The 22372-nt window shown below is 55.9% G+C and carries 18 protein-coding genes; 9 read left to right on the top strand and 9 right to left on the bottom strand.

Annotation, left to right across the window (positions count from 1 at the left end; translation table 11 throughout):
* Nucleotides 1-22: 22 nt before the first annotated feature.
* A complete protein-coding gene (locus K1718_RS22330) occupies nucleotides 23-1558 on the bottom strand; it encodes a putative bifunctional diguanylate cyclase/phosphodiesterase (RefSeq protein ID WP_152503043.1) in 1536 nt (511 codons plus the stop codon).
* 262 nt (nucleotides 1559-1820) lie between these two features.
* Between K1718_RS22330 and glyS the strand changes: the two genes are divergently transcribed.
* Nucleotides 1821-3908, top strand: coding sequence for a glycine--tRNA ligase subunit beta (gene glyS, locus K1718_RS22325; protein ID WP_265682502.1), 2088 nt, complete (start codon nucleotides 1821-1823; stop codon nucleotides 3906-3908).
* 48 nt (nucleotides 3909-3956) lie between these two features.
* On the opposite strand, the gene K1718_RS22320 is transcribed toward glyS, so the two are convergent.
* Entirely contained in the window at nucleotides 3957-5192 is a 1236-nt protein-coding gene (locus tag K1718_RS22320) for an MFS transporter (RefSeq protein ID WP_265680801.1), read from the bottom strand.
* Between the two features lie 378 nt (nucleotides 5193-5570).
* On the opposite strand from K1718_RS22320, the gene nadA reads away from it, so the two are divergent.
* The 4 genes from nadA to K1718_RS22300 all read left to right on the top strand — a co-directional run bounded on the left by nadA (nucleotide 5571) and on the right by K1718_RS22300 (nucleotide 9832).
* The gene (nadA, locus tag K1718_RS22315) at nucleotides 5571-6653 is read left to right on the top strand and encodes a quinolinate synthase NadA (protein ID WP_152503041.1); all 1083 of its coding nucleotides are present in this window, start codon (nucleotides 5571-5573) and stop codon (nucleotides 6651-6653) included.
* Nucleotides 6654-6766: 113 nt separating this feature from the next.
* Nucleotides 6767-8368 carry an L-aspartate oxidase gene (locus K1718_RS22310; protein WP_265680802.1) on the top strand — a complete coding sequence of 534 codons (1602 nt, stop codon included), beginning with the start codon at nucleotides 6767-6769 and terminating at the stop codon, nucleotides 8366-8368.
* A gap of 12 nt (nucleotides 8369-8380) precedes the next feature.
* Entirely contained in the window at nucleotides 8381-9244 is an 864-nt protein-coding gene (gene nadC / locus K1718_RS22305) for a carboxylating nicotinate-nucleotide diphosphorylase (RefSeq protein WP_265680803.1), read from the top strand.
* Nucleotides 9245-9325: 81 nt separating this feature from the next.
* Entirely contained in the window at nucleotides 9326-9832 is a 507-nt protein-coding gene (locus tag K1718_RS22300; RefSeq protein WP_209006679.1) for a YqhA family protein, read from the top strand.
* Nucleotides 9833-9850: 18 nt separating this feature from the next.
* Here K1718_RS22300 and K1718_RS22295 read toward each other — a convergent pair whose 3' ends face one another.
* The 5 genes from K1718_RS22295 to ygfZ form a co-directional block, all read right to left on the bottom strand.
* A complete protein-coding gene (locus tag K1718_RS22295) occupies nucleotides 9851-11098 on the bottom strand; it encodes a cell wall hydrolase (protein WP_265680804.1) in 1248 nt (415 codons plus the stop codon).
* 274 nt (nucleotides 11099-11372) lie between these two features.
* Complete coding sequence (locus K1718_RS22290; protein WP_265680805.1) at nucleotides 11373-12359, bottom strand: NUDIX hydrolase; 987 nt, start codon at nucleotides 12357-12359, stop codon at nucleotides 11373-11375.
* A 2-nt stretch (nucleotides 12360-12361) separates the two neighbouring features.
* Nucleotides 12362-12877: a tyrosine phosphatase family protein gene (locus K1718_RS22285; RefSeq protein WP_152503036.1), complete on the bottom strand. Its 516-nt coding sequence runs from the start codon at nucleotides 12875-12877 to the stop codon at nucleotides 12362-12364.
* A gap of 52 nt (nucleotides 12878-12929) precedes the next feature.
* Nucleotides 12930-13592, bottom strand: a complete 663-nt coding sequence (locus K1718_RS22280; RefSeq protein ID WP_265680806.1) for an HD family hydrolase — start codon at nucleotides 13590-13592, stop codon at nucleotides 12930-12932.
* A gap of 24 nt (nucleotides 13593-13616) precedes the next feature.
* Nucleotides 13617-14507: a CAF17-like 4Fe-4S cluster assembly/insertion protein YgfZ gene (gene ygfZ, locus K1718_RS22275; RefSeq protein WP_265680807.1), complete on the bottom strand. Its 891-nt coding sequence runs from the start codon at nucleotides 14505-14507 to the stop codon at nucleotides 13617-13619.
* A gap of 171 nt (nucleotides 14508-14678) precedes the next feature.
* Between ygfZ and K1718_RS22270 the strand changes: the two genes are divergently transcribed.
* The 4 genes from K1718_RS22270 to K1718_RS22255 all read left to right on the top strand — a co-directional run bounded on the left by K1718_RS22270 (nucleotide 14679) and on the right by K1718_RS22255 (nucleotide 19568).
* Nucleotides 14679-16010 carry a dihydroorotase gene (locus tag K1718_RS22270; protein WP_265680808.1) on the top strand — a complete coding sequence of 444 codons (1332 nt, stop codon included), beginning with the start codon at nucleotides 14679-14681 and terminating at the stop codon, nucleotides 16008-16010.
* Nucleotides 16011-16239: 229 nt separating this feature from the next.
* Nucleotides 16240-17466 (top strand): L,D-transpeptidase family protein, encoded by a 1227-nt coding sequence (locus K1718_RS22265; RefSeq protein ID WP_265680809.1) that lies wholly within the window; start codon nucleotides 16240-16242, stop codon nucleotides 17464-17466.
* A 158-nt stretch (nucleotides 17467-17624) separates the two neighbouring features.
* Entirely contained in the window at nucleotides 17625-18887 is a 1263-nt protein-coding gene (locus K1718_RS22260) for a BtaA family protein (RefSeq protein ID WP_265680810.1), read from the top strand.
* A 21-nt stretch (nucleotides 18888-18908) separates the two neighbouring features.
* Entirely contained in the window at nucleotides 18909-19568 is a 660-nt protein-coding gene (locus tag K1718_RS22255) for a class I SAM-dependent methyltransferase (protein ID WP_265680811.1), read from the top strand.
* A 39-nt stretch (nucleotides 19569-19607) separates the two neighbouring features.
* On the opposite strand, the gene K1718_RS22250 is transcribed toward K1718_RS22255, so the two are convergent.
* Together K1718_RS22250 and K1718_RS22245 are read right to left on the bottom strand one after the other, a co-directional pair.
* Nucleotides 19608-21134, bottom strand: coding sequence for a caspase family protein (locus K1718_RS22250; protein WP_265680812.1), 1527 nt, complete (start codon nucleotides 21132-21134; stop codon nucleotides 19608-19610).
* Nucleotides 21124-22200 (bottom strand): OmpA family protein, encoded by a 1077-nt coding sequence (locus K1718_RS22245; RefSeq protein WP_265680813.1) that lies wholly within the window; start codon nucleotides 22198-22200, stop codon nucleotides 21124-21126. Before K1718_RS22245 ends, K1718_RS22250 begins: the two co-directional genes overlap by 11 nt.
* Nucleotides 22201-22372: the final 172 nt, after the last annotated feature.

The raw sequence follows: 22372 nt of genomic DNA, 5'->3' as shown, positions 1-22372 counted from the left end.
CCACGCAAAAAAGAGGCCAGGCTCAGGCTGCGCTCGTTTTGCTGGTGAACGGCAATCGTCCGTCGATTTGCGAGTCCAGCAGCGACGCAGCATCTTCAGCGGTGACTGCAGCTGCGTAGAGGAACCCCTGGCCGTAGTGACAGCCATTGGAGTTGAGGGCCTCGTGGACATCCGTTTCCTCCACGCCCTCGGCAACCGCATCGATATCGAGCCCCTTTGAGAGCACGAGAATTGCTTCAACGATCGCAGCGCATTGCTTGTCCGTGAGCATCCTCTCGGTGAAGGACTTGTCGATCTTCACTTTTTGGATGGGGAAATCACGCAAATAACTCAGACTGGAGTGCCCGGCTCCGAAATCATCCAGGGCAATGGAGACGCCGGTCTCGGTCAGTTCCCCGAGTATCCGCTTTGCTGCCTCAGGATTTTTCACCAAAGATGTTTCCGTGATTTCCAGGACGAGGCTCTTGGGTGGATAACCCGAGGCCTGGAGTATCGACTGAATCTGATCCGGCAAGGCCGGGTCCTGCAACTGCACGGGAGAAAGATTGAAAGAGAGGTAGAGGTCTTTCGGCCAGGTTGTTGCGACACTACAGGCTTCAGCAAGCAAGTGTTGTGTCAGCTCCGAGATGATCCCGCAGTCTTCGGCAATTGGAATGAACTGCAGTGGCGGAACCTTTCCAAAGTCAGCATCTGTCCATCTGGCCAGCGCCTCAAAGCCGGCAATACGACCGGAAGTCATGTCCAGAATGGGCTGATAATGGACTTTGACTTCCTTGTCGGCGATTGCCTTGCGCAAGCGCTGTTCCAGGAGCGTGCGGTGCAGGATGGACGCGTCCATGTCGACTTCGAAGAAACGATAAGTCGAACGGCCCGACGACTTGGCCCGGTAGAGCGCAATGTCAGCCCTGCGCAACAACTCCGTGATGGCGTGCCCATCATGCGGATAAAGAGCAATGCCAATGCCGGACCCTATTGAGATCTGCCGTTCGCCAAACTCAAACCGGTCGTTGATGCGTGTCAGGAGCCGGCGCGCGAAGCCTGCCGCTTCCGACTTGTCCTTGAAGACGGGCGAAACAATTGCAAACTCATCGCCGCCGAGACGGGCAACAATTCCATCCTTGCCGAGCGTTTCTGCCAGCCGGTCCGCAAAGCTGCGGAGCAGCGTGTCACCGAACGCATGCCCATAGACATCGTTGATGGGTTTGAACCCATCCAGATCCAGCATCATGATTGCGCGGAAACTGTCCGGCTTAAGATCCCTGCTGAGGTCGCTGAAAGCCTCCAGCAGCCTGCGGCGGTTGGGAAGCCCGGTCAGGGGATCGTGCTGTGCAAGGGCCAGAGCTTCGCTATGTGCGGAGGAACGCGCTTTCAATTCTTTGCGCAGTCGGCGTGTTGCCCAGGTTCCTACAGCAAGCCCCACGAAGGCGACGGCCAAAAGTGAGCTGGTGATGACTTTCAGGAGAAATTGATCGTTGTTTGTTTCCGTGTTGAAAAAAATATCCGGAAAAATTTGCAGGAAGACAAAACTCGCAAGTACAAGTGCAAGTAATACAACCATTGATCGTGCCAGGTAACGGTTGTCCGCAACTTCTCGTTTTATCACCTGAGGGGCCTCAATACATCAAATTCTTTAATGCAGCTCGAGTTTCACATGCATTTCTTGAAGAAGAGTGAAGCATTTAAATGGAATCGACCAATGCTCGTCAGAAGTACTTAGGATACGTTTGCCGGGAAAAGGGGTGACAAGAGGCTGCTGTCTTGCTAACGGACGCTCACACATGTCCGGTGATGTCTCACCAATGCCAAAGGTCCGAAATTCCATGCCCGATCTTCTGCTTGAGCTTTTCAGCGAAGAAATCCCAGCCCGTATGCAACGTAAGGCGGCTGAAGACCTGAAATCTCTCGTGACCAATGCCCTGGTGGAAGCTGGCCTGCCCTATGAAGGCGCCAAGGCATTTTCGACACCTCGCCGGCTGGCTTTACATGTGGCCGGTGTCCCGGTCGGGTCGAAAGCGACGCGTGAAGAACGTAAGGGACCGCGCGTCGGTGCGCCGGAAAAGGCATTGGAAGGCTTTCTGCGTGGAGCGGGATTGTCTTCTATTGATCAGGCCTCTGTTCACAATGACCCGAAGAAAGGCGACTTTTACGTCGCCGTCATTGAAAAGCCCGGCCGGACCGCGCTCGACATCATTGGCGACTTCATGCCGGGTCTTTTGCGAAATTTCCCGTGGCCGAAGTCCATGCGTTGGGGAACAAAACCGACGCGTTGGGTCCGGCCTTTGCATTCGATCGTTGCAACATTTGGTCCTGAAACGGAAGAACCGGATGTTGTTCGCTTCGAATTTGACGGCATTCAATCCAGCCAGACCACACGTGGCCATCGCTTTTTGGCTGACAAATCGTTCGATGTACGCCGGTTCGACGACTATGCGACGGGCCTTGAAAAGCACAAGGTGGTTCTGGAGGCTGATCGCCGCAAAGAGATTATTCTCAACGACGCCAAGGACCGGGCACTGGCACTGGGACTGGACCTCGTTGAAGACCCGGGACTTCTGGAAGAAGTTGCAGGGCTCGTCGAGTGGCCTGTTGTACTGACAGGCAGTTTCGACGAAGCCTTTTTGGAAATTCCAGACGAGTGTATCCAGCTTACAATCAAGGTGAACCAGAAATGCTTCGTCATGAGGGATCCGGGAACGGGACGGCTGGCAAACAAATTTGTGCTGGTTTCCAACATTGTCGCTGAGGATGGCGGCAAGCTGATTGTTGCAGGTAATGAAAAGGTCATCCGAGCGCGCTTGTCGGACGCCAGATTCTTCTGGGAGACCGATCTGAAATCCAGGCTCTCGGACAATTTGCCGAAGCTGGGAGAAGTCAAGTTTCATGAAAAGCTGGGCAGCGTCGGAGACCGGGTCACGCGACTGATGACCTTGTCATCTCAACTCGCACCGATTGTCGGAGCCGAAGAAAGCAGAGCAAAGCGGGGTGCGGAACTGGCGAAGGCCGATCTTGTCTCGCAAATGGTGTTCGAGTTTCCAGAGCTTCAAGGACTGATGGGGCGCTACTACGCGGAAGCGCAAGGGGAGGATGCATCGGTTGCTGCGGCAATCGAGGAGCACTACAAGCCGCAGGGCCCAAGCGACACGGTACCGACGGATCCGGTGGCGATTGCTGTCGCCCTTGCGGAAAAGCTCGACCTGCTCGCCGGTTTCTGGGCGATCGATGAGAAGCCAACCGGATCCAAGGATCCTTATGCGCTTCGTCGTGCTGCTCTCGGTGTCATCAGAATTGTGTTGGAGAACGGCATTCGCGTTAGGCTTGGCGAAGCAATCCGGTCAGCAGCTGATTTGCATTCCGTCTCGATCAGTGACCCTGAAGGTATGACGGAAGACCTGCTGGCGTTTCTCGGTGACAGACTGAAAGTACACCTGAAGGACGAAGGTGCACGACATGACCTTATCGATGCGGTCTTCGCGCTCGAAGGCCGCGACGACTTGTTGATGGTGGTCAAACGCGTCGAGGCGCTGGGGAAATTCATTTCCTCCGACGATGGTACCAACCTGCTTGCAGGGTATAAACGTGCGGTGAACATTCTACGCGCAGAAGAGAAGAAGGACGGATCACCGGTTGCTGGAAAACCGCATGCCGACCATCTTCAGGAAAAGGCCGAGATCGACCTGGCTGCCGCCATTGGCACCGCCCGTGCCGATGCGGCGGAAGCCGTTGGACGTGAGGATTTCGAAGGTGCCATGGAAGCGCTCTCCCGACTGCGTGCACCGGTTGACAGGTTCTTTGAAGATATTCTGGTCAATGCGGAAGACAAGGTCTTGAGAACCAACCGTTTGCAGCTGCTCGCCGAGATCAGGGACGCGACGCACGTCGTCGCGGACTTCTCAAAAGTAGCGGGTTAAATTCGTCGAGACCGACAATGGAAAAGGCGGGCCTTGGCCCGCCTTTCTTTATTCTGCAGCTTCCTGTGCCAGCCGCTGCACCGGTTTTTCCTCGATGGGCCAATGGATGATCGCTGCAAAAATGCCAAGGACGATTCCGCACCACCAGATCGCATCGTAGGACCCCGTTTCATCGTAGAGTTTGCCGCCCAGCCAAACGCCCAGGAAAGAGCCGATCTGGTGAGACAGAAAGACAAAGCCGAACAACGTTGCCATGTAACGGGGACCGAACATCACGGCGACGAGCCCTGATGTCGGCGGGATCGTGGACAGCCAAAGCAGCCCCATGACGCCGGCGAAAACCAACACCGAAAACGGTGTGATCGGCAGCATGATGAAGACAAATATCGCAATGGAGCGTCCGATATAGATCAGCGACAGGAAGATCGGCTTCGAATAGCGTCCTCCTATATAACCGGCTGCCAAAGATCCCACGATGTTGCACAGTCCAATGAGCGCAATAGCGGTCGCACCCCACGCCGGGTCCAGTCCGAGATCGGCAATATATGGGGGCAGATGCACGGTTATGAACGCAACGTGGAAACCACAGACAAAGAAGCCGATTGTCAGCAAGATGAAACCACGCGTCCGGAAGGCCTCGGCCACTGCGGCGCTCAGCTTCTGATCATTTGCCGGGTTTTGTTCTTTCGGAAGATCCGATTTGCCGCGTAAGGCAATTGCCAAAAGTGGGACAAGCGCGACCAGGCCTGCGAAGACAAGCAGTGTCTGCTGCCAGCCGATATTCGCTATCAACGCCCCGCCAAGCGGTGCGAACAGGAACTGTCCGAGTGAGCCTGAAGCTGTTCCGATCCCGAATGCCAGGGACCTTTGCTCAGGCGACACGGCGCGGCCGAATGCGGCCAGTACAAGCGAGAAGGACGAAAACGCAATGCCGAGGCCGATCAGGACACCAGCTGATACATGGAGAGCGACGGCACTTTGCGCATCTATCATCATCAGCAGGCCGCTGGCATAAAGCAGTGCACCGAAGGTCATTGTTTTCCAGGTGCCAAACCGATCCGACATCATGCCCGCGACCGGCTGAGCTATGCCCCACATGAGGTTTTGAATGGCAATGGCCAGGGCGAAAATTTCTCTGCTCCAGCCGCGTGCTTCCGTCATGGGCTGGAAAAAGAGACCCATGGCCGAACGCGGACCGAAAGAGAGCAGGGCAATCAGGCAACCGCAAGCAATGATCAGCGGAATATTGGGACCCGGCCGGGGCAAGCTGGACGTGGCGGACATGGACACCTCATATCGTGAATTTACGATAAGGTAAGTGAGGGGGCGGTCATCGCAAAACGCGTATTTTTGATCAATTGATCAACAAGCCGAATGTGTTCTGAAATGGACACCTTCGGTCCGACAGGTGTTTAGCTGGCTACTTGTCCCTACGTCAGAGTTGTCGTTAACGCCCTGAAATCTAACGGAAATGAATCTAAGTTCTAATTTTTAAGGAAAAACGATGGATTTGAGTGAAAAATAGGCCTATATAAACTCTGAAAGAGCAAAAGGGTCAGGGTCTTCGTGCCCGTTTTCTTTTGCGCGATATATGCTCAGTCAGAGTATAATACAAAGCGGGCAGAAATGCTGATGCAAGACCCGCGCATTAGGGAGGTCGCCATGACCATCGCCCAGACATCTGCACCGGTCGGAACCCCGATCGCCAATGGAACGACAGCATTGGAGCGTTACGGCAAGATCGAGCGCCCTGACCTGAGCTATACGCCAGAGGTCGCGAAGGTGACCGCGCCGATCTATGAAAAGGTCAAGCACATCATCCCGGCCATCGAGTGGCCGGCACTGGCGCCGACTATTCATGCGATCAACCAGCTCAAGAAGCAACGCAACGCTGTTATTCTCGCACACAACTACATGACACCAGATATCTTTCACGGGGTTGCGGACATTGTGGGAGACAGCCTGCAGCTGGCGATCGAGGCGACGCGAACGGACGCGGATGTGATCGTTCAATGCGGTGTGCATTTCATGGCCGAGACTTCCAAAATCCTCAGCCCGGAAAAAACCGTTCTGATCCCGGATATGCGTGCCGGGTGTTCGCTTGCTGAATCCATCACCGGTGCAGATGTGCGCGCACTTCGGGAACGCAATCCCGGTGTACCCATCATCACTTACGTGAACACGTCCGCAGACGTGAAAGCTGAATGCGACATCTGCTGCACGTCATCCAACGCGCTTCAGGTTGTCGAGAGTTTTGGTGTCGACAAGGTATTTCTGATTCCGGACAAATACCTGGCAGCCAATGTCGGGAACAAGACCGATGTGGAAGTCCTCGTCTGGGATGGCGCTTGTGAAGTCCATGAACGCTTCACCGCCGAGGAACTGCGTGACTATCGCAAGATCGAACCGAATGTGAAGATCATTGCGCACCCGGAATGCCCTCCGGAGGTCGTCGCCGAGGCTGATTTTGCAGGTTCCACGGCACACATGATCGACTGGGTGAAAACCCGGCAACCGGAAAAGGTCATGATGATCACCGAGTGTTCCATGGCTGACAATGTTGCCAGTGAAACGCCTGAGGTGGATTTCATTCGTCCGTGCAACTTGTGCCCTCACATGAAACGGATCACTTTGGACAAGATCCTGGAATCTTTGCTGGAGATGAAGGAAGAAGTCGTTGTGGACCCGGCGATTGCTCAAAGAGCGCGAACCGCGGTTGAACGGATGATCAACTTGAAAATCTGACCTGCTTCGGTCTAAACCGCATAAAGCGTTCTGCTCAGGATCGGTCGATGTAACAAGCGACGGCCGATCCGGAAGCTTTTCGGGCCAAGCCCATTCTGTTCCAGGAAGTTCCCATGGAAGTCTCGGTTGAGGATTTTGCACCTGCCTATATTGGCAAGGATGTCGATGATGTCGTCATTCTCGGCGGCGGCCTTGCCGGTTTGTTTTGTGCGCTGAAACTCAGCCCGCGCCCGGTGACCGTCATCACCAATGCACCTATCGGGCAAGGTGCATCGTCCGCCTGGGCACAGGGTGGTATTGCCGCGGCAATCTCTGAACCCGATTCTGTTGAAGAGCATCGCGACGATACGTTGGTCGCCGGTTGTGGAATCTGCGAGGAGAAAATCGTCGAGCAAATGACCCGTGAAGGCAGTGACCGGGTTCACGATCTGCTGTCCTACGGCGTGCCGTTCGATAAGGACCTGGAAGGACGTCTGAAGTTTTCGCGCGAAGCAGCCCATTCTCACAGCAGGGTGGTTCGAGTTCGCGGGGATATGGCCGGCCGGGCGATTATGGATGCGCTCATATCAGCCGTTCGCAAGACGCCGTCTATCCGTATTCTTGAGGGCTATATCGGCGAGAGTTTGCTGGGCAAAGGCCGCTATGTGACCGGTGTTCTGGCGCGGCGGCGCGGTGGCATTGAACGTTTGGCCTTTCCGGCCAAGGCGGTGGTGCTTGCTTCCGGTGGTGTCGGTCACCTGTTCGGTCTGACCACAAACCCTTACGAGGCCAATGGGCACGGACTTGCGATGGCGGCAAGAGCTGGCGCCGTGATCGCAGATGCCGAATTTGTCCAGTTCCACCCCACAGCGCTGGATGTCGGTAAAGATCCGGCCCCGCTTGCCACAGAGGCCCTTCGAGGTGAAGGCGCTATTCTTGTGAACAAGGCTGGCGAGCGGTTTATGGAAAAGGTCCATCCAGACCTGGAGCTCGCCCCTCGTGACATTGTTGCCCGGGCGATCCATGAAGAGGTTTCGGCCGGACGCGGGGCATTTCTCGACTGCCGTGAAGCGATTGGTGCAAAGTTTCAGGAAGAGTTTCCAACGGTTTTCAAGGCAGCTACGGCCGCCGGCATTGATCCGTCAAAAGACTTGCTGCCCGTTGCGCCAGCGGAGCACTATCACATGGGTGGTGTCCTGACAGACGCAAATGGCCGGACATCTCTGGACGGTCTTTGGGCGGCCGGTGAGGTGGCTTCAACAGGAGCTCACGGTGCAAATCGCCTTGCGTCCAATTCTCTGCTCGAGGCCGTCGTTTTTGCTGCAAGGATCGCAGAAGACATTCAGGGTTTGATGCCGACGCCTCGAAGCGCCTATTGGAACGAAATGGACGATGCTCCAGGTCTTCCCAGTCAGCGCAACGTTGAGGAACGTGATGCCATCACTGTTTTGCGAACCACCTTGTCCAAGAATGTCGGAGTGCTTCGCGACGCCGGAGGCCTGAAGGAAGCCTTGAGCGATATTGTGCGCGCCGAAAAGATTTGTGTGCGTCAATCGATCAGGAACATGATGGTCGCCGGCAAGATAATTGCGGCCGCGGCGCTGAAACGGGAAGAGAGCCGGGGAGGCCATTTCCGCAAGGATTTCCCTCAGGAACATCCCGATCTTGCAAAGCGTTCCTATACAACCTTGAGCGAGGTCGAGACCCTGACCGCCGAAGCTCTGGAAACTGCTTGACCGGAGGAGCGCATGTCTCCCAACACACTGCCTGAACTCCCGCGTCTCATGATCGATGAGGCGGTTAAATCCGCACTTCTTGAAGATTGGGGCAGGGCGGGCGATGTCACAAGTCAGGCAACACTTCCTTCTACTGCGACCGCCCGCGCGGTGATCGCAGCACGAAAGCCTGGTGTGCTTGCGGGTGCCGGATGTGCTGAAAGCGCGTTTCGGCAAACCGATACAAGGTTGCAGTTCGATCTGGCTCGCAACGACGGGGATCGGCTGGCACCGGGAGACATTGTTGCGCATATTGAAGGACCAGCGCGGGCATTGCTTGCTGCTGAAAGGGTTGCCTTGAACTTTCTCGGGCATCTGTCGGGCATTGCCACGGCTACATCCTTGTTTGCCGATCAGATCGCTCACACCAAAGCCGATATTGTCTGCACGCGAAAAACCACCCCGGGTCTTCGCGCTTTTGAAAAATACGCGGTCAAGTGTGGTGGGGGAGCCAACCACCGTTTTGGGCTGGATGATGCCGTGTTGATCAAGGACAATCATATTGCGGTTGCCGGTGGAGTGACAAACGCGATCGAAGCAGCCAAGGCCTTTGCCGGACACCTTGTCAAAATCGAGGTGGAAGTCGACACGCTGGAACAGCTTGAAGAGGCCCTCGCTGCAGCGCCGGATGTGGTCATGCTCGACAACATGCCGCCCGAAAGGCTTGAGAAAGCTGTCGGAATTGCAAACGGCAAGGTGCTTTTGGAAGCGTCTGGCGGCATAGAACTCGACACCGTCAGGGCGGTCGCAGAAAGCGGCGTCGACCTTATTTCTTCAGGCTGGATCACACATTCAGCGCCGGTTCTGGACCTCGGGCTGGACATTGAGCTGTCCTGATGCCGACAGGCATTGGTTGATCGGCTTTAAAAAGCACTCTAGCGTGCGTTGCAATAAGTCAGATCCGTTGCGTCAGGGCGCATGATGAGCGAAGAGCACAATCACAACAACAGCACAGTAGAAAAAGACCTCGTCATCCGACTGACACGCTATGCGCAGATTCCCATGCTTTTGGGTCTTGCGGTCGGTATGGTGCTGTTTCTGATCACGTTCTTCGTGGACATCTATCACGCGGTCGAAACATACGAGTTTTTGGACCGCAAGAAGACGATCCTGCTGATCCTCAATCTTCTCGACATGGTTTTTATTGCCAATCTGCTGATCATGGTCGCGACCAACACCTACAACACATACCGGCTCAAGAAGTCGGTACACGGCGACGACTACATTCAGCAGGGAGAACGGGCCTACCGACGGATGAAACACCGGATCGTCTCGACGATCATTATTATCTCGTCGATCCACGTTTTGAGCGAATTGCTGGAGTTCTCGCAGATCAGCATGCTGCAAGTGGCAGCACTGCTCGGCTTTCACCTTGTTCTGCTTGCCACCTATGTGGTCACAAATGTCTTCCGGTCAAACGACTGACGAAGCTGAACGTCCGGATCAGTTCCAGCCGCCCGCGTAGGTCTTGTAGAAGATATGAAGTCCGACCTGGCCGCGTTTGGCCATGGACCGTGCCCAACGTGGGCTCACATACGTTGCGTGATAGTGCGTCGAGGCATCGACCATCTTCAGGTACTGTTTGCCGTTCAAAACGTCCTTGGTCAGACGTTGCGCCGTCTTCCAGGCAGCCGGACTTGAGATGCGATCCTTGATCCCGTCACAAGCGAAGGAGAACTGGCAACGATTGCGCTTGTGCTTGTTCTGGTAGACCACGCCACAGATGGAATTCGGATAGGCCGGGTTTTTGACCCGGTTCAGAACGACCTGAGCAACTGCCACCTGTCCCTCTTCGGACTCGCCGCGGGCTTCGAAATAGATCGCCTCAGCCAGGCAGCGCTGCTCCTTGCGTTGACCGACGGAAAGCGGCAGCGGCTTTTGCGCCCACCAATGCGGGTTCTCAGGATCTTCTGGCGGGGGCAGTTCCTGCTCGTATTTCGCTGCACCAAACAGGGCGTCGAAGGGCTCTTTGGTCTCTTTGACACTGTCTGGGGCATACGCGGAAACGAGTGAAAAGCTGGCTGCAGCCGCATTGCGTGCCATCATGACCCGTTGTAGATCGAGCGGTCCGTCTTCCAGGAGCCCATCTTCGCTGGCTTTGGCCAGCAGGGTGGATTCCTTGCTGTCGAGCGGTGCCGGCTTGACGAAAGCGACACGCGGCAGGTCTTTGTGTTTTTTCTCGGTCGAGATCAGGCTCGACATCGCAAAGACGTTCCCGGCAGCCTGATCGACCATCTGCCGATCGGGAGCCATGGTGATCAGCCGGTCCCCCTTGGAGGATGCATTGGTTTCAATCCGGTCTGGAATCTCAGTGGGCTGAACGCTTCTGGCAACCTCATCAAGACCCATCACCGGTTTGGCTTCGAATTCCTCGTCTGCCGATGTCAGCGTCAGAACCGGCGCACTTGTGTGGCTCGGAGGAGGTGCCGTTGCCAGCGACAATTGCGGTGAGACCTTGGAGGTAAAGTTGCCGGGCTCCAAAGCCATCATCCAGCGTGGTGAGGCTTCATTGCGAGCGTTGATGAGTGCGAAGATATCCTGCTCGGCAACCGACCCGCCCAGCCCGATGAACAACAACGGACTGGCAACAAGAACATATTTAATCCGCCGCATGCGCGCACGGACCGGGCCGTATTCCTGAGTCACTTTTGCAGAAAACCGCTTTCTGTTGCGGGACTTTGGGCCAGACATACGCAGCCAACTCCAACTCGTTACACATCGTCCCGGTTCACCGGACGAACGGTGCTAACGCCGTGTAAACGGCAATACTGCAATTGAAGATGTCTGCTTAACCTTGAAAGAGCGTTAATAAGCGAAGAATTCGCGGAATTTCTCGGCGTTCGAACTCAAATGCGCGAAGTTATGGTTAATATTGCCAAGTAGTTTTTGGTGCTGAATGTCGGAAATTGACCCAAGACGTCAAAGTCTTAGGCACAAATTAAAAGCCGATTCGACCAACTGGCGGTTATCGTCCTCCGCCAACGCGCAATCCAGGTGCAGGGCGCTCGCTCATCAGTTGATGACGAAAACGGAACAGGGCGGCCGGCCTTCCACCGGTCGCCGTCGAGGTTGCTCCGGTCGGTTCCACCAGATCAGCGTTTTCAACAAGTCGCCTGAAATTCTGTTTGTGCAGGTGACGCCCGGAAATTGCTTCGACGGATGTTTGCAGGTCTGTCAGCGTGAAAGTTTCCGGCATGAGTTCGAAAATGACTGGCCGATATTTCAACTTCCCGCGCAGACGGGAGATCGCTGTTGCCAGAACGCGTCGATGGTCGAACCTCATGGGCACGCCAAGGAAAGGAAGATCGCCGCGGGCTTGCGCCGCGGCGCGGCCGTCCGTTCGGGCTTCCTGCACCAATCCGGCTTCATAAAGCAGCTCATAGCGCTCGAGCGCGCGTTCCTCGTCCCAGCTTGTCGTGCCGGTGCCGAAGGCAAGGTGAATACGTTCGCTGCGGGCAAGTGGCCTTGGGGGTTCTCCGGGCGCCGGTGGTTCCTGGGCCCAGGCGTCGAGCGTCGGCAGTATTTCGTTGTCGAGAAGTGAGGGACGTCCGCTTCGCCAGTCCTCCCAGGGAAAATAGTCATACCAGGAATGCCAGGCGGAGTTGTGTTTGGCCAGTGTTTCCTCGGAATTTGGCGTCTGCCTTGTCAAGGCGAGGTAGCCGACGGAAACCACATGGGGTCCTTCGTCGCCGGCAACGCGGTGACGGCCCCGATCTCCAAATGTGTAGAGTTGTTCGACATAGCCGAGCCGCAAGGCGGTCTGCTCTTCCACCCAGGCCCTCAGACCGATGTCAAAGGTACGGTGTCGGATCGGGTCGAACGGCCCGAAGGGAAGTCCGTTGAGGGGCGAGTCCACCGTGTCGTTGACGTGGACAATCTGGGGCATGCCGTTGGAAACCGACACGATGACGGCATTCAATCCGATTTCGATGCTGGCTTGCCGATGCGGCATGGCTACTCCTGAATGTCGATGGGCATGAGAAACGGCGCTCCTTCAAAGGCGTTGGCACCTCGTCCAATCCCGCGAATGGCATCGATCATGCGTCCCTCGCGGCCCAACAACTTGTCAGCCATGGCAACGATGCGTGCGTTTGGCGTCGCCGACGGTGAGCGCTCCCGCAGCAGGGCTGCGAGCGTATATTCGTTTGCCGTCGGGTTGAGCGTGCAGGCCGCAACATAGGCTCCTGCCGTAGATCTGCTGATCCCGGCCCAGCAATGAATAACCAGCGGCGCCTGCCTGTCCCAGGAGTTAACAAAGGCAAGCAGATCTTCAACATGCCGTTCGCTTGCCGGGATCAATCCTTGGACAGGGTCAACAATGTCATTGAAGGCCAGGAAGAGGTGCTTGCCGGGATCAATGCCGGCCGGCGTCGGTACTTCCATCTCCGCATTGATTAGCGTGACCAGTGATTTTGCGCCGGTCTTATTCACCGTATCCGTCAGCTTGGATAAGGAGCACACGTGAAGCATGGCAGTACCTTTTTAGTGTCTGCCAACAAACTAGGGTCATTCGCGCTCAAGGTCACCCGTTTGCTTTGTGTTCGCTTCGTTTGTTCCCAGCTTCGCGCAGGGCTTCGATCTCGTTGAAGCGTTCCATGAATTTTTCCTGGGCCTTGGCCACCGGCATCGGCTCAAGTCCGTAGTGCAATTTGCCATCCTTGTTGAGTGGAAAGCCACGGGGCCGCCCAAAGATCTTGGCTGCTTCCTGCTCATCGAAACCGGCGAGTTCGACGGCCTCGAAATAAGCGCTGATGATGTCCGCTCGTTTGGCAAGTTTTTTGACTGTTGCGGGGATGTCCGCAGGCAATCCGAAACGCAAGTGAATTGCGCCTTGCAGCCGGGTTTCCACGGCCTTGTAGGCTTCGCCGATAACCGCTTTGAACGGTGAAATCATGTCTCCGATCACGTATTCCGGCGCGTCGTGCAGCAATACGGCAAGCCGCCAGTTTGCCGTCAGATCGGGCCTGAGCTGCAGCGCTATGTCTTCAACGATCAGCGAGTGTTCGGCCACTGAAAATGCGTGATTGCCGAAGGTTTGGCCATTCCAGCGAGCGACCCGGGCAAGGCCGTGCGCAATATCTGAAATCTCGACGTCGAGCGGAGAAGGGTCAAGAAGATTCAGGCGTCGTCCCGACAACATGCGTTGCCAGGCACGAGGGGGCTGGTCGGAGCGGGCAGCGGGCATCGGTCCTCAGGACAAAGAGCGGTTTCAGTCCGCGGCGCTCGTTTCAGGCCAAGTGAATTTTGCCCAGTCAGGCAGAATCACGTCGACTTCCACATCGCCGCATAGAAGTGGGTTGCCGTTGTCCTTGGCCTGCGCAACCTTGTCAAGGCGGATGAGTGCCAGCCCGACTGACCCGTTCTGACCGACGGCAGTTGACCCCAGTGTCCCAACATTTTTTCCTGCGGCGGTAAGGTCAGTTCCCTTGTCAAAGAGAGCAGAGCTGCTTTCAACCTTGACGAACCGCTTGCGAGCCGTGCCACGATGCTGGACCCGCGAAACAACCTCCTGGCCGACATAGCAGCCCTTGGTAAAGGAGACGCCGTTCAGCTGGTCGAGGTCTGCATCATGCGGAAAGATGTCAGAATAGTCGTAGTCTTTCAGTCCCTCCGGCACGCCATGTGCGATCCGATGTGCATCATATGCAGAAAGGTCCGCGGCGACACCATCAAGGGTTTGCGAAAGTTGGTCGATCTGACCGACAACCCGTTGACCGAGTGCTTCCAGACGGGGATCATTGACTGAAAGAAGACCTTTATCTGCAGCTTTTCCATTTCCCCAAACAGCGAAGACACCAATTTCGGCATCAACCGCCTCAAGGTCGACTTTCGCCCGCAAGCGGTAAAAGGTCAGGCGTTTGAGCAGGTCGGTGGCCACGGCACTCGGCGCATCCACATAGTAAACGTCGTCGAACTTGTAGATCAAAAAATCGAAGAGGATCTTGCCTTGAGGCGTCAGCAGAGCTGCGGACGCAGCGCCGAGTTGGCCCAGATTGTCGATATCCGACGTCACCAGATTCTGCAGAAAATGTGTGGCTTCATCGCCGGCGACCTTGATCAGCGAACGATCGGTCAGATGAGCGTAAGTTGCAGACGGCACGGCATCTTCCTTTTGTCGGACAAGAAATTTCGTCTTTGCCCCAAATAGGCGCTCTCCTTGGTGCGGGCAAGAGTGGAAACCGGGTGTGGCGTCTGGCTCTTTTTATGGGGGCCGCGTATAAGCCCCATGAGACCAGTCAGATTGCCCTGAACGTGATACCGGAGGAGCCCAATGAGCGCGACCTATGACCTGATCCTGCAAGGCGGAACCGTAGTCAACCAGGACGGCGAGGGGGTTCGGGATGTCGGGATAAGAAATGGTCGCATCGCCGGCATCGGTTCATTCGACAGCGCTCAGGCCGGAGAAGTGATCGACTGCACAGGACTGCATGTCCTGCCGGGAGTGATGGACACACAGGTTCATTTCCGCGAGCCCGGACTTGAGCACAAGGAAGACCTCGAAACCGGATCGCGCGCTGCCGCAATGGGCGGAGTGACGACTGTCTTCGAAATGCCCAACACCAACCCTTTGACTACAAGTGAAGCAGCGCTTGCCGACAAGGTCAGCCGTGGTCACCACCGAATGCATTGCGACTTTGCGTTCTGGGTTGGTGGTACCCGGGAAAACGTGAAGGACATTCCAGAGCTGGAGCGTCTTCCGGCAGCTGCAGGTATCAAGGTCTTCATGGGGTCCTCGACCGGAGATCTTTTGGTCGAAGACGATCAGGGTGTCAGGGATATTTTGTCGGTAACAAGACGTCGCGCGGCGTTTCACTCTGAAGACGAATTTCGCCTGCGCGAGCGCGAGGGAGAGCGCGTTGCGGGCGATCCGAGTTCGCATCCGATCTGGCGGGACGAAGTCGCGGCACTGAAATGTACCGATCGTCTTGTCACCATCGCCCGGGAAACAGGCGCGAAGATCCATGTTCTGCACCTCTCGACGGCGGAGGAAGTGGACTATCTGATCACCCACAAGGATGTGGCCTCTATTGAAGTTACTCCGCATCATCTGACATTGACGGATGAGGCCTATCACCGTCTCGGTTCGCTGGTGCAGATGAACCCGCCGGTGCGCGCGCCGCGCCATTCGGAACGTCTTTGGTGGGGTTTGCAGCAGGGCATTCTCGATATACTCGGCTCAGATCATGCGCCACATCTGCTGGAGGAAAAGCAGAAGCCCTATCCTGCCTCTCCGTCGGGTATGACGGGTGTTCAGACACTGGTCCCCATCATGCTCGATCATGTAAACGCCGGTCGACTGAGCCTCGCCCGATTTGTCGATATGACAAGCGCAGGCCCACTCAGGCTGTTCCAGACTGCCCGCAAGGGTCGGATCGCAATCGGCTATGATGCCGACTTCACCGTCGTGGACATGAAGCTCAAGAAAACCATCCGGAACGAGTGGATAGCTTCCAAGTGTGGTTGGACGCCATATGACGGTAAGGACGTGACCGGTTGGCCCATTGGCACCATTGTGCGAGGTCAGCGCGTCATGTGGGAAGACGAGCTCACAACGCCGTCCCGTGGTGAAGCGGTCGTCTTCCAGGATGGCCTGAAGAAATAGATTGGAAAGGCGCGACGTCTCGAGTCTCCGGCGCGGCAATCCTCACATCTTGGAGTCAGAGCTGTACAATTTGTGATGTGAATAACAGATCGAGTCCCGATAGTGTGCGACGGATTGGGGGAAAGGGTGAAGGAAACCAATAAGTAACCGTGTTTCCTAACCCGATCTAAAAAGATCTCGGTTAAACACTAGGTCGAGCTTGATAGGTTTTGCGTTGGGGAGCTCTGGGATGTCGTCTTGTAGTAAATATAGCCGCGGAAGGCGGACACGCGCTCTGCTGGGTCTGGCAAGTGCAGCACTTCTGTCAGCTACCGCCGTATCCGGTGCCTGGGCACGTGATACTGCAAAGGATGCCGAAAAAGCGGCAACCGAGCCGCCATTGCATATGCTGGTATCGTTGAACGAACAGCAGATTCAGGTTTATCGCGGGCTCGATCTGATCGAAACGTCGCCGATCTCTTCGGGAAAGCGCGGGCACAGCACGCCCACGGGTGTTTTTTCGATCCTGGAAAAGCGCCGCAAACATTTTTCCAATCTTTATGACAATGCACCAATGCCGTTCATGCAACGACTTACCTGGTCAGGTATTGCGCTGCATGTGGGCAGATTGCCCGGCTATCCGGCCTCTCATGGCTGCATTCGCATGCCGCGTCCTTTTGCCAAGTCGCTTTACAGCATGACGGACAGGGGCATGCATGTCGTGGTCACCAGGGATCCGGCAAAGCCGCAAAGCGTCCGCCACAGCGTCTTGCCACAGCCTTTCGTTCCGGAAACGAAAGTTGCAAGCCTGTCGAGCAGGAACATTCAGGCAGATTCCGCCCTGCGTGGCGCCATTCAACCTGCAAGCCTGCAGGCCTCGCTGCCTGTGGCTGAGCCGGAAAATCCGTATTTCGACAAGCCTTTGCGGATGATCATTACACCTCAAAAAGCGCCGAGCCGCACAAGGGTGCTGCAACGTCTTCTCAATGAGATGGGCTACGACGCCGGTCCGGTCGATGGTATCTTTGGCCGCAAGACACGTGCTGCCGTGAGCCTTTATCAGGAAGGTGCGGAGCTGCCGGTAACCGGCAATGTGACCGATGCGCTTGTGGCAATGATCTACGCCGAGGCCGGATATGAAAAGCCGCAGAATGCAATGCTGCGTGTGCGCCGCAAGTTCCGTGATGTGTATTCAGCGCCTGTAACGCTGAAGAACATAGACAAGGACATCGGTACGCACGTTTATACTGCGCTCGATTTTGAAAAGGGCGACCAGACTGTCGATTGGATAGCTGTTTCAGCTGAAGGCGACCGCGGTGGCAACTCAAAGGACTTGCTTGACCGTGTCGTGATGCCGGAAAAAGTCGCGCTCGAAATCTCCAAAATGCTGACGCCAGGGACATCCCTGACCATCACTGACCGGAATTTCAAACGCAACACAGGTCTTGGTACGGATTTTGTGGTCGTCACCCGCTAGTCGGCTGTTCGACCAGACTTGAAACCGAAGATCCCCGCTCCGGCGGGGATTTTTTATTGCCCGGACAATCGAACAATTCTCCAGAAACGTCACCAAACTGTCGTGTCTCTGCCGTATCGGAAAGCAGGTTCATTTCACAGGCGACTCGGGAGAGGGCAATGGCGAATGGCACGCTGTCGGCGTCCAAGAAACGGCTAAAGAACGCGGTTCACCGATCCGGGGCAACCTCTCGCGAGGGAATCCTTGAGCGCCTGTTCACCTTCGCTTTCAAGGGCCTTGTCTATCCTCAGATCTGGGAAGATCCGGACGTGGACATGAAGGCTCTGCGACTGACACCTGAAAGCAGAATGATCACCATTGCATCGGGCGGCTGCAATGTCATGTCCTACCTGACCGCCAATCCGGCAGAAATCACCGCAGTTGACCTCAACCGTGCTCACGTGGCTCTCGGCCGGTTGAAGTTGGCCGCCGCCAAGTATTTCCCGAACTACGAAACGTTCTACCGGTTCTTCGGCGAAGCGGACGAAAAAGCCAATGTGGCGGCCTATCAGCGGTTCCTAAAAGACAACCTTGATCCGGAAACCATCGCTTACTGGGAAGGGCGTGACCTGGCCAATTGGGGCCGCAAACGCATTACGTTGTTCTCCCGAGACCTCTATCATCACGGCCTCCTCGGATATTGCATCGGCCTGGGTCACCTTGTGGCAAGGCTTTACGGCATCGACCCCAAGCACATGGTCAAGGCAAAATCGCTTGAGGAGCAGCGTTCGTTCTTCGATACGGCACTGGCACCTCTTTTTGACAAGCGACTGGTGCGTTGGGCGACCTCGAAAAAAATGTCTCTTTATGGGCTGGGCATTCCGCCGGCGCAGTACGATGCGCTTGTCTCAGCTAATGCTGATGGAGACATGTCAGCGGTCTTGCGCCAACGTCTCGAAAAGCTCGCCTGTGATTTTTCCATGCAGGACAACTATTTTGCCTGGCAGGCATTCGGGCGTGGATATGCATCGGACAGGGACGGGCCTGCCGGAGAATCCGGACCGTTGCCGCCTTATCTGAAGCGAGCTCATTTTGAAGAAATTCGCGAACGCGCCGGCAGGGTGAGGGTTCTGAACCGGAACTTCACCGAGCACTTGCAGGGTGTTGGCGACGACATGCTGGATGCCTATGTGCTTCTTGATGCGCAGGACTGGATGACCGATCATCAATTGAATGCTCTTTGGAGCGAGATCACCCGGACGGCCCAGCCAGGTGCCAGGGTCGTGTTTCGCACTGCTGCCGAACCGTCTTTGTTGCCCGGCCGCGTCGCTGACGCGATACTTGATCGTTGGACCTATGAAGAAAAAGAAAGCCTTGAACTCGGTCGACAGGATCGCTCGTCCATCTATGGCGGGTTCCACCTCTATGTGTTCAACGGGTAGACAAAGGGTCCAGAAACGCAAATGAGCGGAAGCGTTGAAACTGCCCGTTTGATGGATTCTGTCTATCGCAACCAGCGCTATTTTTATGACCTGACGCGGAAATACTATCTTCTCGGTCGCGATCGGTTGATCAGCGACATGCAACCACCGAGAGGCGGCAAGGTCCTGGAGCTGGGTTGCGGCACAGGTCGGAACCTCGTGTTGGCTGCGCAGGCATATCCGGAGGCAAGGTTTTACGGACTTGATATTTCCAGAAACATGCTGGAAACCGCAGAAAAGAACATCAAAAAAGCCGGTGTGGAAGATAGGGTCAGCTTGATCGAAGGCGATGCCGCTGATCCTTTCGCGACAGAAGGTTTGGGTGTCCCGGCATTCGACAGGGTTTTTTATTCCTATACGCTGTCGATGATTCCGGTCTGGCGAGAAGCGCTTGCCGCCGGCAGTGGCTGCCTCGCCGAAGAAGGGCGCATTCACGTGGTTGATTTCGGTCAGCAAGAGAGACTTCCGGTCTGGTTCCGGAAGGCTTTGTTCAAGTGGTTGAAGTCATTCCACGTCAGTCCGCGTCGTGAGCTGAAATCCGAACTTGAGGCGCTTGCGAAACGAAAAGGCGCGTGCCTCGAATATCGCCAGCTCTATCGGGGATATGCAGATTATGCCGTTCTCACAAAGGTCCAAAACTAGAAAACTATCCGTTCGGTCCTGAAGGGTTCGCGCAAAAACCTATTCACATCCGCTACGAGCCCAGTCCCTGAGTGCCGACTTAAATCCGCCCCCATATGGGTGCGCTTTGTCGGCTGCTTCGGAGTTCTCTTTCAAATAAGTTTGGGCCTGTTCGCAAAGGTTGTCCTGCTCCCATTGGTGGCAGGAGGCACAACTCTTGTTTTTCCAAGCGTCTTCCGGCAGGCCCTCTATCGGCGGAAAGCGGGGAGAGCCTTGAATGAGCTGGGCAATGCTGCGGGTGGCAATCTCGGCATCGCCAATGCCCAGGGGGGCGTTGAATGTGATCCGTGTTTCCTGATCAGGTTCTGGCTGCTGGGGCTCTTGCGTCACGACAGGCTGCGGATCTGATATCGGATCCGTACGCTGCGCGTTGGTCTCGATGGACTGCAACTCCAGACGGGCCAATTCAGCAAACGCGCCCTCCGGGTAGGCGCTCAGATAGTTCTCATAAGCTTCTGCGCTGCCGGTCTTGCGGGCTTCTTCGATGAGGTCGCGCTCTGTTTGGCCCGGGGATACCGGTTCGGGTTGTACGGCCGGTTCCGGCTGCTTCGCAGTTTCCACGTCCGGTGCCGGCTTCTGGGCTTCTGCCTGCAGTTCCTCCAGCATCAACTCCTGAAGCAATGCCCGGGCATCCTTTGTGAACACACTGTCCGGGTTGGCCCGCAAAAACAGTAGAATTTGAACCGGGTCGCGGCTTAGTCGAACTGAATCCCAAAGCTGACGCATCTGCAGGAGCTGTGCCGGCGGTGCCTCGGCGGCAACGAATTGAAAGTCAGTGGTGAGCGAAGAGGTGTCCCATGGGGTCTGGAGCCCACCAGTCTTGCTGAGGACGTCGACACGCACCTTCTTGAAAAGCGCTTCAACCGGAAGTCCTGGTTCTGACATCCGCTGAGCAAGGGCTTCGGTAAACGGGCTGTTCGATCCGACACCGTCGACTGCAATTTCGCCCGGGGCCGTCGAGTACGAAAGAAACGTGCCTTTGGGCGCCTTCATCTCCGCAAGACCATTGTCGTTCAGATCCGCGATTGTCGTGAACGGGTTGTTCCGGCAAGCGTCGAGAATGACAATATTGGTTCGGTTTTTGGCAGAAAACATCTGCCAAAGAACAGCTTGGGCAGGCACGCCAACCAGGCTGAGATCGGCAGCGTCGTTGAGTGCGATGTCAACCGGCAGAAGAAAATTGGAGCCGAAAGACTGCACGCCATGGCCTGCATAATAGAACAGCCCCGTTGCGTCTTCGCCGGCGTCTCGCAGTTTGCTGCCGAAACTAGCAATTGCCTGAACCATTTCAAGCTGAGTTGCCTCGGTGACGAGAATGACTTCAAAACCGACCGCTTCAAGTGAAGACGCCATCAGTTCGGCATCGTTGAGAGGATTGTCCAGTGGCGTGACATTGCTGTAAGCGGCATTGCCGATGACAAGCGCAATACGCTTTTCTTCCGCCTTTGCAGGCAGGATCAGGGCCACCAAGATTATAAGGGCAGCCGAGACTAGCGAAGCAGTGCTGGCTTTGTTTCTATTCAACAATGGAGAACTCTATACGGCGATTTCGACGTTTGCCTTCCGGCGTGTTGTTGGATGCGACCGGTTGGGTTTCTCCATAGCCGACGCTTCTGATCCGATTGTCGGGAATGTCCTTCGCAACGAGATAGTCCATGACCGCAGTTGCCCGGCGTTGCGACAATCTCATATTGGCTGAAGCGCGACCAACACTGTCGGTATGGCCGGCGACTTCAATCACCAGTCCGGGGCAACGCGCGACAATGTCGACAAGACTGTTCAGGAAGGGTTCGCTTCTCGGGTCCAGACTGGAACTGCCGCTGGTGAAATAGATGTTGTCGGTGCGTGAAAGAATTTCAAAACGTCCTGCGCATGCCTCCAGGTCAAAGTCACCCTCTGGCTCCAGTGCTTTGGCGGCCGCCGGTTCTGGATTTTCGGCCGGTTCAGCAGCGGCTGCACGGGCGTCGTCATCATCCTGGTTCTTGGCAAAGACGAAATCGAAGGAAACCGTAGCCGAGGGCACGATCACGACGTCTGCCGCTTCCTCCAGCTTTTTGACACCGCCATCAAGGCCAAAATCGGACGCAGCGACAGAGATCGGCGCTGTGCTTGATACGGCGACCAGGTCATCGCTCATCAGCGTCACGGCAACTTCGCTCTCAAGGGTCTTTTCGACACCGTGAAGCTTCAAGGAAAAGGTCAGCGGAATAATCTTGCGCTTGCGCTCGGGCAAATCGCTCAACACTGTCGGGTCGATATTTGTAGAGATGACCGCCGAGGGAAACTCGAACGTCTCAAAGAAAAGGAAACGCATCCGCACGTTTCTCAGGTCGATCTTGGTATCGATTGAATCGAGAAAGATGCGAACGGAAGCGTCGCCGTTCTCTTCAATCTTACCTTCGAACTCGGCAAAGCTGCTTGATTCAACCTGCGTCAGGTTTTTGACAGACTGGAACCTGAGCGACGACGCGTCGGGTTGAAGCGTCCAGCCGTCATCGAAAATTCCGTCTGCCTGGGCAGGGACAACAGGCGATGCCAGGAACGCGATGCCGGCTAGCAACAGAACCGCGAAAACGGCTCGTAACTCTGACATGTGTCATTCCTTCCCTGATCGCACGCGCAAGCGCGCTATCCATAACATCCCTTCCCTAAGGAAACTGTAATAAGATACTGGAGTAATGCAACTCTTCTTGAATGTATCTGAGGTTGCATGACGGTCTTTGGCGTCACTCGGGTGGAGGGGGTCGAAGCTCCTGGGGACCTAA

The sequence above is a fragment of the Roseibium porphyridii genome, assembly GCF_026191725.2.
GTDB lineage: Bacteria > Pseudomonadota > Alphaproteobacteria > Rhizobiales > Stappiaceae > Roseibium > Roseibium porphyridii.
The sequence above is the reverse complement of the archived record's forward strand: the minus strand, read 5'-3'. Positions and strand labels throughout refer to the sequence as shown.

What these genes read in the sequence shown, in the direction of transcription:
- K1718_RS22330 (WP_152503043.1), bottom strand. Translation starts at nt 1,558, where the DNA reads ATGGTTGTATTACTTGCACTTGTACTTGCGAGTTTTGTCTTCCTGCAA.
- glyS (WP_265682502.1), top strand. Translation starts at nt 1,821, where the DNA reads ATGCCCGATCTTCTGCTTGAGCTTTTCAGCGAAGAAATCCCAGCCCGT.
- K1718_RS22320 (WP_265680801.1), bottom strand. Translation starts at nt 5,192, where the DNA reads ATGTCCGCCACGTCCAGCTTGCCCCGGCCGGGTCCCAATATTCCGCTG.
- nadA (WP_152503041.1), top strand. Translation starts at nt 5,571, where the DNA reads ATGACCATCGCCCAGACATCTGCACCGGTCGGAACCCCGATCGCCAAT.
- K1718_RS22310 (WP_265680802.1), top strand. Translation starts at nt 6,767, where the DNA reads ATGGAAGTCTCGGTTGAGGATTTTGCACCTGCCTATATTGGCAAGGAT.
- nadC (WP_265680803.1), top strand. Translation starts at nt 8,381, where the DNA reads ATGTCTCCCAACACACTGCCTGAACTCCCGCGTCTCATGATCGATGAG.
- K1718_RS22300 (WP_209006679.1), top strand. Translation starts at nt 9,326, where the DNA reads ATGATGAGCGAAGAGCACAATCACAACAACAGCACAGTAGAAAAAGAC.
- K1718_RS22295 (WP_265680804.1), bottom strand. Translation starts at nt 11,098, where the DNA reads ATGTCTGGCCCAAAGTCCCGCAACAGAAAGCGGTTTTCTGCAAAAGTG.
- K1718_RS22290 (WP_265680805.1), bottom strand. Translation starts at nt 12,359, where the DNA reads ATGCCGCATCGGCAAGCCAGCATCGAAATCGGATTGAATGCCGTCATC.
- K1718_RS22285 (WP_152503036.1), bottom strand. Translation starts at nt 12,877, where the DNA reads ATGCTTCACGTGTGCTCCTTATCCAAGCTGACGGATACGGTGAATAAG.
- K1718_RS22280 (WP_265680806.1), bottom strand. Translation starts at nt 13,592, where the DNA reads ATGCCCGCTGCCCGCTCCGACCAGCCCCCTCGTGCCTGGCAACGCATG.
- K1718_RS22270 (WP_265680808.1), top strand. Translation starts at nt 14,679, where the DNA reads ATGAGCGCGACCTATGACCTGATCCTGCAAGGCGGAACCGTAGTCAAC.
- K1718_RS22265 (WP_265680809.1), top strand. Translation starts at nt 16,240, where the DNA reads ATGTCGTCTTGTAGTAAATATAGCCGCGGAAGGCGGACACGCGCTCTG.
- K1718_RS22260 (WP_265680810.1), top strand. Translation starts at nt 17,625, where the DNA reads ATGGCGAATGGCACGCTGTCGGCGTCCAAGAAACGGCTAAAGAACGCG.
- K1718_RS22255 (WP_265680811.1), top strand. Translation starts at nt 18,909, where the DNA reads ATGAGCGGAAGCGTTGAAACTGCCCGTTTGATGGATTCTGTCTATCGC.
- K1718_RS22245 (WP_265680813.1), bottom strand. Translation starts at nt 22,200, where the DNA reads ATGTCAGAGTTACGAGCCGTTTTCGCGGTTCTGTTGCTAGCCGGCATC.